This is a genomic window from Pantoea sp. sgz302252, assembly GCF_047713085.1.
Classification (GTDB): Bacteria; Pseudomonadota; Gammaproteobacteria; order Enterobacterales; family Enterobacteriaceae; genus Scandinavium.
Genome location: NZ_JBLFJW010000011.1, coordinates 92,668 through 105,063, shown reverse-complemented (window position 1 = coordinate 105,063; position 12,396 = coordinate 92,668). Strand labels below are relative to the sequence as shown.

At 50.7% G+C, this 12,396-nt stretch carries 13 protein-coding genes; 12 read left to right on the top strand and 1 reads right to left on the bottom strand.

Annotation, left to right across the window (positions count from 1 at the left end):
* Positions 1–7 precede the first annotated feature (7 nt).
* The 7 genes from flgG to ACLW56_RS10810 all read left to right on the top strand — a co-directional run bounded on the left by flgG (position 8) and on the right by ACLW56_RS10810 (position 6,616).
* Complete coding sequence (gene flgG, locus ACLW56_RS10840; RefSeq protein ID WP_330983787.1) at positions 8–793, top strand: flagellar basal-body rod protein FlgG; 786 nt, start codon at positions 8–10, stop codon at positions 791–793.
* Positions 794–1,069: 276 nt separating this feature from the next.
* A complete protein-coding gene (gene flgH / locus ACLW56_RS10835) occupies positions 1,070–1,735 on the top strand; it encodes a flagellar basal body L-ring protein FlgH (RefSeq protein WP_330983786.1) in 666 nt (221 codons plus the stop codon).
* A 14-nt stretch (positions 1,736–1,749) separates the two neighbouring features.
* Complete coding sequence (locus ACLW56_RS10830) at positions 1,750–2,871, top strand: flagellar basal body P-ring protein FlgI (RefSeq protein ID WP_330983785.1); 1,122 nt, start codon at positions 1,750–1,752, stop codon at positions 2,869–2,871.
* A gap of 8 nt (positions 2,872–2,879) precedes the next feature.
* On the top strand, positions 2,880–3,179 hold the full coding sequence (locus ACLW56_RS10825; RefSeq protein WP_330983824.1) for a rod-binding protein: 300 nt from the start codon (positions 2,880–2,882) through the stop codon (positions 3,177–3,179).
* An 86-nt stretch (positions 3,180–3,265) separates the two neighbouring features.
* The gene (gene flgK / locus ACLW56_RS10820; RefSeq protein ID WP_330983784.1) at positions 3,266–4,642 is read left to right on the top strand and encodes a flagellar hook-associated protein FlgK; all 1,377 of its coding nucleotides are present in this window, start codon (positions 3,266–3,268) and stop codon (positions 4,640–4,642) included.
* A 17-nt stretch (positions 4,643–4,659) separates the two neighbouring features.
* The gene (flgL, locus tag ACLW56_RS10815) at positions 4,660–5,589 is read left to right on the top strand and encodes a flagellar hook-associated protein FlgL (protein WP_330983783.1); all 930 of its coding nucleotides are present in this window, start codon (positions 4,660–4,662) and stop codon (positions 5,587–5,589) included.
* Between the two features lie 25 nt (positions 5,590–5,614).
* Positions 5,615–6,616, top strand: a complete 1,002-nt coding sequence (locus tag ACLW56_RS10810) for a flagellar hook-associated protein (RefSeq protein ID WP_330983782.1) — start codon at positions 5,615–5,617, stop codon at positions 6,614–6,616.
* A 40-nt stretch (positions 6,617–6,656) separates the two neighbouring features.
* On the opposite strand, the gene ACLW56_RS10805 is transcribed toward ACLW56_RS10810, so the two are convergent.
* On the bottom strand, positions 6,657–7,574 hold the full coding sequence (locus ACLW56_RS10805; protein WP_330983781.1) for a winged helix-turn-helix domain-containing protein: 918 nt from the start codon (positions 7,572–7,574) through the stop codon (positions 6,657–6,659).
* A 533-nt stretch (positions 7,575–8,107) separates the two neighbouring features.
* Between ACLW56_RS10805 and lafA the strand changes: the two genes are divergently transcribed.
* From lafA to ACLW56_RS10780, 5 genes are all read left to right on the top strand, one after another.
* Complete coding sequence (gene lafA, locus ACLW56_RS10800) at positions 8,108–8,998, top strand: lateral flagellin LafA (protein ID WP_330983780.1); 891 nt, start codon at positions 8,108–8,110, stop codon at positions 8,996–8,998.
* A gap of 203 nt (positions 8,999–9,201) precedes the next feature.
* The gene (gene fliD / locus ACLW56_RS10795; RefSeq protein WP_330983779.1) at positions 9,202–10,506 is read left to right on the top strand and encodes a flagellar filament capping protein FliD; all 1,305 of its coding nucleotides are present in this window, start codon (positions 9,202–9,204) and stop codon (positions 10,504–10,506) included.
* A gap of 34 nt (positions 10,507–10,540) precedes the next feature.
* A complete protein-coding gene (gene fliS / locus ACLW56_RS10790; RefSeq protein ID WP_330983778.1) occupies positions 10,541–10,933 on the top strand; it encodes a flagellar export chaperone FliS in 393 nt (130 codons plus the stop codon).
* A 4-nt stretch (positions 10,934–10,937) separates the two neighbouring features.
* A complete protein-coding gene (locus tag ACLW56_RS10785) occupies positions 10,938–11,255 on the top strand; it encodes a flagellar protein FliT (protein WP_330983777.1) in 318 nt (105 codons plus the stop codon).
* Entirely contained in the window at positions 11,252–12,391 is a 1,140-nt protein-coding gene (locus ACLW56_RS10780; RefSeq protein ID WP_330983776.1) for a flagellar hook-length control protein FliK, read from the top strand. The genes ACLW56_RS10785 and ACLW56_RS10780 overlap by 4 nt, the downstream gene beginning before the upstream one ends.
* Positions 12,392–12,396 lie beyond the last annotated feature (5 nt).

The window sequence follows — 12,396 nt, the reverse complement described above, 5'->3', positions numbered from 1 at the left end:
AAGCATTATGAATGCAGCGTTATGGATCAGCAAAACCGGCCTGTCGGCGCAGGATGCTGAGATGAGTGCGATTGCGAACAACATCGCCAACGTCAATACCACGGGCTTTAAGCGTGACCGCGTGATGTTCCAGGATCTGTTTTACCAGACTCAGGAAGCGCCGGGCGCGATGCTCGATCAGAACAACATGATGCCGACTGGATTGCAGTTCGGTAGCGGTGTACGCATTGTCGGGACGCAAAAAACCTTCACCGAAGGGAATGTGGAAACCACCGATAACACGATGAACATCGCCATTATGGGGCAGGGTTTTTTGCAGGTACAAAAACCCAATGGTGACATTGCGTATACCCGTGACGGTAACCTGCAGATCAACGCCGATGGCGTTTTAACCGATTCCCAGGGACTCCCGCTGCAACCGGAAATCGATGTTCCGGAAGGCTCGACCAATGTCGCTTTTGCTTCGGATGGCACCGTGTCCGCGGTACTCCCCGGCGAAAGCGAACCGACTGAACTTGGTCAACTGACGCTGGTGAATTTCGCCAACCCGGCAGGGCTTTCTGCTCAGGGCGACAACCTTTATCTGGAAACTGCCGCCAGCGGACAGCCGACGGAAGGTATTCCTGGCGAAGACGGTCTGGGGACGTTACAGGACGGTGCGCTGGAAGGATCCAATGTGGACATTGTCAACGAAATGGTGGCGATGATCACGGTTCAGCGCGCCTATGAGATGAACGCCAAAATGGTTTCTGCGGCCGATGATATGCTGCAATTTATTAGCCAGACCCTGTAACGCTCTCAAGACTAAGGCCACCTTATGTGGCCTCAGGTTGCTGACAAAGAAGGAAAAAGCGTGGTTTTTCCTTCTTTGTGGTGAGCAGCCGAAAATCAATAAATTGATTTTCCTTATTTTTTGTTCGGTGACTAAAAACAAATCTTTATTCGTTGGAGGTTTGTCATCAGTCTCAGGCCACCTTATGTGGCCTTAGCCTCTGCTGCCTGAAAAGCGACGTGCTGTCGGGCATTGCCGGAAATATCGATGCGTTTGAATGAATTTAGTAGGCAGAAAGTGAAAAATTATTTATGGCTGATGATGTTGCTTCCCCTGCTTGGCGGGTGTGAATCGCAAACGATTCTGGTCAAAAAAAATGATGAATTCTTCGCTCCTCCGAAGACGGAACAGCCGCCGCCAGCGGATGGTCGCGCGGGTGGCGTATTTGAAACGGGTTACAACTGGTCGTTAACCGCGGACAGACGAGCCTATCGCGTGGGCGACATTCTGACGGTGATACTGGAGGAATCAACGCAGTCCAGCAAACAGGCGAAAACCAATTTCGGCAAGAGCAACACGGTTGATGTCGCCCCGCCGGTCATTTCGGGTCACACCAAAGAGAATATCTCAGGCTCTATTGATGCTAATCGGAATTTTAACGGTAGTGCGACATCCCAACAGCAGAACAGTTTGCGCGGTGAAATTACCGTGTCCGTGCACTCGGTGCAGCCGAACGGTATCCTGGAAATTCGCGGTGAAAAATGGCTCACCCTCAATCAGGGCGATGAATATATTCGTCTGAGCGGCCTGGTACGCGCCGACGATATTCAAAACGATAACTCTGTTTCATCGCAACGTATTGCCGATGCGCGTATCTCATATGCGGGACGCGGGGCGCTCAGCGACGCTAACGCGGCAGGCTGGCTGACGCGGTTGTTTAACCATCCTCTCTTCCCGATTTGATGCCGGAGAATGACATGCAAAACTCAAATGGGCGCTGGATGAAGGTGTTAAACGGTGCTTTCACCGCGCTTTGCCTGGTGATGTCTGGCGTGACGCAGGCACAATCCCTTGAATCACTGGTCAATGTCCAGGGGGTGAGGGAAAACCAGCTTGTGGGCTACAGCCTGGTTGTTGGACTGGACGGCACGGGGGATAAAAACCAGGTGAAGTTCACTAACCAGACCCTCACCAACATGCTGCGTCAGTTTGGCGTACAGCTGCCGACAAAAATTGACCCGAAAGTGAAAAACGTTGCGGCGGTGGCCGTCAGCGCGAGTCTGCCGCCGATGTACTCCCGTGGGCAGACGATTGATATTACCGTTTCTTCCATTGGCGATGCCAAAAGCCTGCGCGGCGGAACCTTACTGCTAACCCAGCTTCGCGGCGCTGATGGTGAAGTGTATGCGCTGGCGCAGGGGAGTGTGGTGGTTGGCGGTATGAATGCGACGGGCTCCAGTGGTTCCAGCGTGACCGTGAATACCCCGACGGCGGGATTGATCCCCAACGGTGCAACGGTTGAGCGTGAAATCCCCAGCGATTTCCAGCTGGGCGATACCATCACCCTGAATCTGAAGCGACCTTCATTTAAAGATGCCAACAATATTGCTGGCGCAATCAACGCGGCATTTGGCGGCATTGCAACAGCGCAAAGCTCGACCAACGTTATTGTTCGCGCACCGACCAGTCCTGGCGCTCGCGTGGCGTTTATGTCGCAACTGGATGATGTTCAGATTCAGGCTGAGAAAGTTCGCGCCCGCGTGGTGTTCAACTCGCGTACCGGCACGGTGGTGATGGGAGACGGTATCGCGCTGCATACGGCGGCGGTTTCACACGGTAGCCTGACGGTGTCTATTAATGAAAGTGCTAACGTGAGTCAGCCAAATGCCCTTGCTGGTGGACGAACTGCGGTTACATCGCAGAGCAATATTTCGGTGAATCGCCCCCGGTCTGGGATGATCAACCTGCCGGAATCCAGCAGCCTGAAGACGTTGGTTAACGCCCTCAACAGTCTGGGCGCGACGCCGGACGATATTATGTCTATTTTGCAGGCACTGCATGAAGCGGGTGCGCTGGATGCCGATCTGGAGATAATTTGATGACGAAGATGAAGATAAGCCACGGAGGGGGAATTGACGGTAGCGATGCCTTCATGGACCCCAAAATCAAAGACAATGATTTGCAGAAAGCCTCTCAGCAGTTTGAAGCGATTTTTTTACGTAACATGTTGAAAGAAATGCGTAAAACGGATGCGATCTTTGATTCGAAAGACAACCCTCTCAACAGTGATTCTGTGCGCATGATGCAGGGGCTTTATGATGACCAGCTGTGTAATTCGCTTGCGCAGCATGGCATCGGGATTGCGGACATGATAGTCAGGCAACTTTCGCCGCAACGCAAAAGCTAAAGATCATGCGGCAGTTTAAGAACGGTGGGTTTGCCGCCGCTTTTTAACCAGTAAGGTTGTTAATGGCACTCCGGCGAGGATTTCTGATGGATATGATTAATATTGGCTACAGTGGCGCATCCACGGCGCAGGTAGAGCTGGATGTCACGGCGCAAAACACGGCTAACGCGATGACGAATGGCTATACCAGACAGATTGCGGTGACCAGCAGTATTGGGGCCAGTTCGGGGTCGTCAAACAGCGCCGGTAACGGTGTGCAGGTGGATAGTATTCGCCGCGTGTCAAATCAGTATCAGGTTAACCAGGTCTGGTATGCCGCCAGCGACTATGGCTATTACAGCACGCAGCAGCAGTATCTGGCGCAGCTGGAATCCGTGCTCAGTGATGAGAACAGCAGCCTGAGCGGTGGGTTTGATAACTTTTTCGCTGCACTTAATGAAGCAACGACCAGCCCGGACGATTCGGCATTGCGTGAACAGATCATCAGTGAGGCCGACGCGCTGGCACTGCGTATGGATAACACGCTGGATTACATCGACTCACAAAGCAGTGAAATCATCAGCCAGGAGCAGGCAATGATCGAGCAGGTCAATACTTTGACCAGCGGGATTGCCAGCTACAACCAGCAAATTGCTGAAGCTGAAGCCAACGGTGATAACGCATCTGCGCTGTATGATGCGCGTGACCAGATGGTTGAGCAGCTCAGCGGCATTATGGACGTACAGGTCAATATCGACGACGAAGGCAACTATAACGTGACGTTGCAAAACGGTCAGCCTCTGGTCAGCGGTCAGGAAAGTTCCACCATTGAGCTGGAGACGAACGCTGACGGTACCCAAAGCATGTCGCTGACTTTTGCGGGGACAACGTCGTCAATGACCGAGGATACCGGCGGTTCACTAGGGGCGTTATTTGATTACCAGAATCAGGTACTGACACCGATGTCGGACACCATTAGCAGTATGGCTGAACAGTTTGCCGATGCGGTCAACGCTCAGCTTGCGCAGGGTTACGATCTTAATGGCAATCCTGGGGCTCCGCTGTTTATTTATGACGAGGATGCTGAAGAGGGTCCGCTGGAGGTCAATCCGGATATCACGGCGGATGAGCTGGCATTTTCCAGTTCGCCAGGTGAGACCGGCAACAGTGACAATCTGCAGGCGCTGATTGATATTTCTACCGAGCCGCTGGAGATCGACAACCTCGGTAGCGTCACCGTGGGGGAAGCGTGCTCGTCGATCATCAGCAACATCGGTATCTACAGCCAACAGAATCAGACGGAGGCCGAAGCGGCAGCGAACGTTTACTCGGAAGCTCAAAACCAGCAGAGCAGCGTCAGTGGGGTCAGCATGGATGAAGAAGCGGTGAACCTCATTACCTATGAGCAGATCTATGAGGCCAACCTGAAAGTTATCTCAACGGGTGCGGAGATTTTCGATTCTGTGCTGGATATGTTCGGCTAATCTGGAGAGTTAGCGTTATGCGAGTGAGTACCCAACAATCTTATGTTTCTATGACGGAGAGTTTTAATCATCTTTCCAGTGAGCTTGCACATGTTGTGACCCAGATGGCTACCGGGAAAAGGATCTTGCTTCCGTCGGATGATCCTATTGCTGCGGCCCGTATTACCCAGCTTAATCGCCAGCAATCGGCGATTGATCAATACCAGAATAACATTGATGCCGCGTCGACCGGGATGAGCCAGCAGGAGTCTATCCTGGATGGTGTGAATAACGATTTACTGGCGGTACGCGACGATCTTCTTGAAGCCGCGAATGGCACGAATTCCATCGAGTCGTTAGCCACACTGGGGCAGGATATTCAGTCCCTGACGGAAGCGATGGTGTCCGCGCTCAATTATCAGGATGAAGACGGTCATTATATTTTTGGTGGCACCATTAACGATCGGCCGCCGATTGTGGCCGTGGATGACGACGGCGATGGTGTGGCTGATAGCTACACCTATCAAGGGAATAGTGAACATCGACAGACAACCGTTTCCAGTGGCGTTGAGGTGGATACCAATGTTGCGGTGAGCGATGTCTTTGGCAGTAGTCTTGATGTCCTGAACACGCTCACTTCGTTGTCGAAAGAACTTCAGGATCCGTCGCTTGATCCTGGCGATCCCCAGGTACAAAGCGATATTTCGAATGCTATTGATGTGGTGGATGACGCCTCTGATTCGTTAAACGCGGCCATCGCTTCGCTTGGCGAAACGCAGAATACGATGTCGATGCTAAGTGGCGCCCAGACGGATATTGCTACCTCAAACGAGCAATTGATTGGTCAACTGAGCGATCTGGACTATGGGCCGGCATCCATCCAGTTCACCGGTCTGGAAGTTGCGATGGAAGCCACGTTGAAAACGTATTCCAAAGTGAGTGAGCTGAACCTTTTTAGTGTGATTTAACCGTGAACAATCAATCAGGAATAGTATGCAGGTTGGTTTAAATACAACACCTCTCTCCGGTAACGGAGTTTCTGGCCCATCGGTACAGCCACATTCTGTTAACCAGAATGCCCTTGTCCGGCAAACGTTGCCTGTAACGGTGAGTGATTATCCGGCCTCTCCGCTCATTACAACCCGGCCCCAGCGGTACAGCGTACAGCTTAACGATCAGCTAACGACGCTTCAGCAGGCTGACTATTATCTCGGTCATCTGGAGCTACAGCTACTGGATTACCGCCATGCTGCGCGACGCGGAGGACTGGCGCAGCAGCAGAAAGGAGAGGAGGTGGCGCAGTGGCTGGATAAACGTTCATCACTGTCCGGCGGGGCTATCGATCGCCAGTTAACCCCCGTTTTGCAGGGCGAGGCGCGGGTGATATTCCAGTCACCTGAGCTGGAGAGCATTGTGCAAAACAACGCGAAGGGGTCAAGGATGTTCAGCGTTTCTGACGGACGGCAAGTGCAGCTTTCAGCCGTACTTGTCGGAGAGGAGGTGGAGCCTGGGCAATATAAGATGCTGATGAGCAACGCTCTGCGTCGCGTGGGCGTGCAGATCCACGACAGACAGGATGGTCTCTCCTTCTCCACGACGGAAAAGCAGTGGGGGCAGCTTGAACGGACGTTCAGTGTCCGGGAAGATAAGGGGGAAGCCTCAACGTTTACGTCGCTGAAGATTTATGCCGAATCTGCCCGTTCGGACGAATTATTGCAGAATATGCGGCGGGGAAATTCCCGCTCGCAGGATGGATTACAACCGCTGCTGGATGTCATTGGCGAGCGGCGCGCACAAATGGCGGCACAGCAAGAAAAAGCGAGGCAATTAATTGATGGGATGGCTCGTTTTCCACTGACGGAAAGTGCGGTAAAAGCGTCTGAAACGCTCGGTGGGGTGCTGGATCACGCCAATCACAATTATCAGATATTGGCACAGGCGGTGAACGGACAGGTTCGTTTAGCGAATCAAACGGTCCGTAACTTACTGAATTAGTCCGGCGATATAAAGAGTAAAAAGTCTATAATTTAAAAAGTTATTCGCATTTAGATATTTCAGTTAACATGTTTTCTACTTCCTGAAACAGGAATGTGTTTATTTCATTAACTTTGTTTTGCCAGTCTTTTAAGTTTAAAACCAGCTGCCAGTTATTGTCGCATTGATTTCTCAGTACAATATCAAGTCCGATTTTATCCTGGGATACTTTGTAGTACAGGGTCATTGTAATATTATTTTTGACTAGCAATGTATTGACTTTCAGTATGCCGGGGTGCAGTTTTCGGGGAACTAATGCGACATGTTCGGGGGAATAATTTTTGTCATACAGATGGTAAATTGTGACGTGGCTCGCATATTCTGCTGCTTCTTTGATCAGTACGGGTGTATCTGTGGTTGCGGGTGGCGGTGTTTTTTTAGGGTGATCAATAAAAAAAAACAAGAATAATAAGATAATAATAACTGGCAGGATGGTCATTATCACTCGATGGCCGTTTATTTTACCCGGAAAATTTAATGCTGAACTGAACAGCGTTGATTCATCTATGGCTACAGTGCATTGCTCTGATTTTCCTTTGTTTTCATCTGATGTGCCATTTTTGATATCAACGATATTTTCTGCTATTTCACGGTGCGGATCGAGACGTGTCAGATAGCGCTTATTAAACAGATAGCCTTTTTTGGGGATGGTTTTTATGATTTCTTGCTGTTTTCCATCATCGTCAACCGCGACACGCAACGCATGGATTGCGGTTGGAAGGCTGTTTCCTCCAACGAGGCGGTTTTTCCAGACTTCCGACATTAAATATGAACGTGATAAAGCGATATCAGCATTTTTCGCTAATATTTCTAAAAGGATAAAGTGATATTCGCCCAGACGACGTATTTCGCCTGATTCACAATGAATCAATGCGCTAAGCGAAGAATCCATCCGCCAGTTGTTAACTATAATACTCATGCTTCGGGTTGCCTGTGTATAAACGATTCAGGGGAGAAAGACGAGTCTTACATGCTGCCTGGATGAGTGCTTGACAGCGTTATCGTTATTGTGCGTTTTTTACGCGATCCAAAAAAGGACTGAGAATATATCGGAAGTAGAGTACGGTAACAATATAAAAATAATGGTTATTTGAAACTAAATGTAAAATAAGGCATGGGTGTGATTCTTTATAATTTATGCGTGTGAGTGCGATCTTTCATCATTTTAATGAACGTTTACATCATGTCTGGCTTATTACGCACAGGTATGGTTAATAATGTTTTAATCAAAAATTATTGCATTTTTTCTGCTGATTTGAATCGCAAGATCCAGGGTGAGAATAGCACGTAATGTTCATTGACAGCGATGTATCGATGTACAGCTATTTAAGCGAATTTTAAGGAGAGGAGAGTTTTTTTGAGGTGGCTTTAAGTTTTCGAATCAGGTGGTCGTTTTATCAGGTTATCGAAACGAAAACGATTCTCCCCCTCAACTCAAGGAGCAGTACTACCATGTTATCCATTAATACTAATACCGCCTCAATGGCAGCGGTTAATGCCATCAACAAAAGCAGCGCTTCTCTGTCCACCTCCATGGAACGTCTGGCGACAGGTTACCGTATTAACTCTTCTGCGGATGATGCTGCAGGCAAGCAGATTGCGAACCGCCTGACGGCGCAGTCCAGCGGCATGGGCGTTGCGTTGAGTAACATTCAGGACGCAACGGCAATGCTGCAAACTGCGGACAGCATGTTTGACGAAATGACCGACATTCTGGGCCGTATGAAGGACCTGTCCACGCAGGCCGCCAACGGTACCTACAACGACGACGACCTGCAGGCAATGCAGGACGAATTCGACGAACTGGGTCAGCAGATGTCCGATATGCTACAGAACACCACTTACGGTGGTACCAACCTGTTCTCGGCGGGCGCTTCTGGTTCTACTGGGTTGTTCCAGCAGCCGGTTACCTTCCAGGTTGGCTCTGAATCTTCTGATACCATGACCGTTGATATTTCTGCTCAACTGGGCGATCTGGTTACTTCGCTGGATGCCGTTAGTGCGTCTTTCTCGGCGGATCAGTCCGGTTCAACAGCCAGCGGCTCTGAGCTGACTGCAGCTGGTTCCGCTAACGCGATGATCGACACGATTCAGACCGCAATGGACGATGTGTCGGCGATCCAGTCCAAACTGGGTGCGTCGATTAACCGCCTGAACGATACCGCAAATAACCTGACCAGCATGAAGGACAACACGGACGTGGCGATTGGTAACATTATGGATACTGACTACGCGACGGAAGCCTCCAATATGACTCAACAGCAGGTACTGATGCAAACCAGTATCACCATGCTGAAGCAGTCCAACAGCATGTCCAGCATGATTTCCAGCCTGTTGCAGTAATTCTGTTTAGTGGTGAAGTCGTGCCAGGCACAATACCGCCAGTCGGCGGTATTGTGCTTTCCGCAGCAGAACGTTGATCCGGAAATTCTTCCTGCTCAGCGGAAATTCAATTTCCGCATTATGTATTAACGCATTGATTTTAAATAATAAAAATTATTGGCATAGGTTTTGCTTGGTTACGGTAACGTTGCACGGAGTTATTTATGATTAATCCAAGATCCATGGCGAAAGCCATTGCTTATTCTGATATCGCCACCCAGGCAGCTAACCTGCAACAGGAGCAGGCGGAGCTGGATGCAGAGAGTAGCGGGCTGGACTCGTTGAGCACGGCATTAACCGATTTTCAGACCGCCATTGATGCACTGAACAGCGACACCGACGGCCCATTAACGTTTTCGGCAACGTCGAATAATGATTCTGCGACTGTTTCTGCAAACTCGCAGGCGCAGGCAGGAACCTATTCCTTTTACGTCCAGCAACTGGCGCAGGCGCAACAGTCAGTTTTTAGTCTGGACGATGATGTTTATCCGGCGAGCGGCACGTTTGAGCTGACCATGGGCGACAGCACCATGGATATCGACCTTGCCACGGCAGACCAGAATGGCGATGGCGATGGTTATATCGATGCCAGCGAGCTGGTCAGTGCCATTAATGATTCCGACGAAAACCCGGGAGTCTCGGCGGCGCTGGTGAACACGGATGGTTCGACGACCATCATGCTGACCTCGGACAGCACCGGAGCAAGTAGCGCCTTCACGGCCACTGTGGATGGAACGACGGTCGCCACTCCTGAGACGGCAATGACCACGGCGCAGGATGCGGTTATCTGTCTGGGGGGGCAAGGTGGGCCGACAATCACCAACAGCTCTAATACCTTTGATGATGTGATCCCCGGTGTAACCATGACCTTCACTGAGGTCAGCGATCCTGATGATCCGAATGATGTCGTCACTTTTACCGTTGCGGAAGACTCCAGCGCCACGGAGGCCAAAGTACAAACTTTTGTCGATGCCTATAACACGCTGGTCGATACCCTCGATTCATTGACCAATAACGGTGGTGACGGCTCTGATTCGGGCATCTTTGCCGGCGATGCCGGGCTTAATTCGTTGGCGAATCAACTCGACGATATTGCCCATGCTTCCTACGACGGCGTGTCGATTGTGGATTATGGCATCACCCTGGATTCCGACGGTCATCTGCAAATTGATTCAGATAAGTTCAACGAAGCAATGGAAGCGAATCCAGATGGTCTCACCAGCATCTTTGTGGGTGAGGACAGCATGGTTGCGCAGATGGATGCCCTGATGGAAAGCTATCTCGATTCCAGTACCGGCATCATCGCCATGCGCCAGGAAAATATCGACGACCAGCAGAGCCGAATCCAGGACGAAAGCGATCAACTTACCGAAACCTATAACACCAATTATGAGCGCTATCTGGAAGAGTACACCAACACGCTGATTGAAACGTACACCATGAAAGTCAGCATGGCCGCGTTTATGTAAACGGCCAGTTCAGCCACAGAAACGAAGGTAAAAAATGTACGACACTCAGGATGGTTATTCGCAATACAAAGAGATCGATCTTGCCGCCCGGACGGCGGCGGCATCGCCTCTTGAGCTGGTGCTGGTGCTGTTTTCCGGTTTGATGGATGAACTGGAACGCGCCAAAAGCCACATCGAGAACAAACGCTTCGAGAAGAAAGCGCAGAGCATCAATAAATGCATCGATATTCTCAACGCGTTAACGAGTTCGCTGGAGTTTGAAACGGGTGGTGAGCTGGCAGTGAATCTGTCACGGCTTTATGACCACTGTGTTTACCGTCTCTATGAAGCCAGCGGTGAATTATCAACAGAGAAGATTGATGAAGTGATCGTTATTTTGACGAATTTGCGTGAAGGCTGGGAAGGCCTGTCAAGCAAGCTTGGATAAGGCAATGAACAGAGAAAGCAGTCAGCAACAGCTCTTTGCCCTGATCGATGCAATGAATGACTCTCTGGATAAACAGCGCTGGCGGCGCTTACCCGCGTTGCACCAGCAGTTAATGCGTCTGTTTCATGAGTATGAAGCGGCGGAAACCTCCGTAGATGAATTGCACAGGGTAAAAAAGAAACTCCACGCGGCGTTTGCCGCGCTGATTGAACGGCGAACGCAGCGCGCGGAACTGCTTAAAGCGCGCATGGATAAACATCAGCAACATCAGGAAGGGGTGCTGGCATATTCAATGGTTAATTTAATTTCGGAGAAGGCATGAATCCTGTATTGCTGGTCATGACCAGTGCGTTGGCAGATGCCACACCGGAAAACGCCGCAATTTCTGCACCAGCAACGGCAGAGAGCGCCAGCCCGTTTTCTTTATTGCAGACTGAGCTTAACGAGATGGCTGGTGCCAACATTCGTCAGCGGCAAGCGTCTACCGCCGAGCGGCAGCACGAGAATACCGATCCTGCGACGATGCAAGCGCTGATGGCGATGTTGCTCGCACAACCTGCCCCGCTGGCGCAACCTGGCTTGCAGAAACTGCCCGATGGCGAAAGGGTAAAAATGCTCGCGGTCGCACAACCTGGTGCCCCGCTCTTGCATCAGCTGGCAAGCGTAATGAAGCAGGAAGATGCCCCCGGGGTGACGTCCTCGTTATCCCCAAACTTACAGAAGTTGCTGACTACGTTAATGCAGAACCTGAGTCAGGATATACCGCAAGCCACGCCTGAGCAGCAGGCCAAACTCGCCATTTTCAATGCCCAGGATTTACGCGCTGTTACGCCGGACCGGGTGCCTCTCACTCCCTCACAGCAGGCGTCAGTGCCGGTAGAATCAGCAGAGCATGGGACAGCGCCCCGCCTGTTATCAGTGAAAAAAGATGTCGGCACCGTTCTGAATCAACCCGTGGTAACACCGTCTCTGTTTATGGTGACATCTAAAGACAACCCATCAACAACAGCCATTGGCGATCGCAGTGATGCTATCACTCATGCTGCGATCCCTGCTGAGATGTCTACCGACGATTTTGGGGAAAAACTGACCTCTCTTCTGAAAGATCGTATTCAGTTTCAGCTAAGCCAACAGCAGCAAATTTCAACCATCCGCCTCGACCCTCCTTCGCTTGGCAGGCTGGATATTGCTGTGCAGCTGGATGGCGGAAAACTGATGGTGCATATCGATGCCAGCCAAAGTGATGTCTGCCGCTCGCTTCAGCAGTTTAGCGAAAATTTACGCCAGCACCTGACGGCGCAGAATTTTATGGAGGTCAATGTCCAGGTGTCCTCGGAAGGGCAATCTCAGCAGCAAAGACAGCAGTCAGGTCAACAACAGGACGAGGTCAGATCAGCCTTAGCGCTGAATGATGAACCTCAATATCAACAGAAAGAATCCGTTCTGATCAAAGTGTAAAAGTA

What these genes read in the sequence shown, in the direction of transcription:
- ACLW56_RS10830 (WP_330983785.1), top strand. Translation starts at nt 1,750, where the DNA reads ATGCAAAACTCAAATGGGCGCTGGATGAAGGTGTTAAACGGTGCTTTC.
- flgL (WP_330983783.1), top strand. Translation starts at nt 4,660, where the DNA reads ATGCGAGTGAGTACCCAACAATCTTATGTTTCTATGACGGAGAGTTTT.
- ACLW56_RS10810 (WP_330983782.1), top strand. Translation starts at nt 5,615, where the DNA reads ATGCAGGTTGGTTTAAATACAACACCTCTCTCCGGTAACGGAGTTTCT.
- ACLW56_RS10780 (WP_330983776.1), top strand. Translation starts at nt 11,252, where the DNA reads ATGAATCCTGTATTGCTGGTCATGACCAGTGCGTTGGCAGATGCCACA.
- ACLW56_RS10805 (WP_330983781.1), bottom strand. Translation starts at nt 7,574, where the DNA reads ATGAGTATTATAGTTAACAACTGGCGGATGGATTCTTCGCTTAGCGCA.
- ACLW56_RS10785 (WP_330983777.1), top strand. Translation starts at nt 10,938, where the DNA reads ATGAACAGAGAAAGCAGTCAGCAACAGCTCTTTGCCCTGATCGATGCA.
- ACLW56_RS10825 (WP_330983824.1), top strand. Translation starts at nt 2,880, where the DNA reads ATGAAGATAAGCCACGGAGGGGGAATTGACGGTAGCGATGCCTTCATG.
- flgG (WP_330983787.1), top strand. Translation starts at nt 8, where the DNA reads ATGAATGCAGCGTTATGGATCAGCAAAACCGGCCTGTCGGCGCAGGAT.
- flgK (WP_330983784.1), top strand. Translation starts at nt 3,266, where the DNA reads ATGGATATGATTAATATTGGCTACAGTGGCGCATCCACGGCGCAGGTA.
- lafA (WP_330983780.1), top strand. Translation starts at nt 8,108, where the DNA reads ATGTTATCCATTAATACTAATACCGCCTCAATGGCAGCGGTTAATGCC.
- fliD (WP_330983779.1), top strand. Translation starts at nt 9,202, where the DNA reads ATGATTAATCCAAGATCCATGGCGAAAGCCATTGCTTATTCTGATATC.
- fliS (WP_330983778.1), top strand. Translation starts at nt 10,541, where the DNA reads ATGTACGACACTCAGGATGGTTATTCGCAATACAAAGAGATCGATCTT.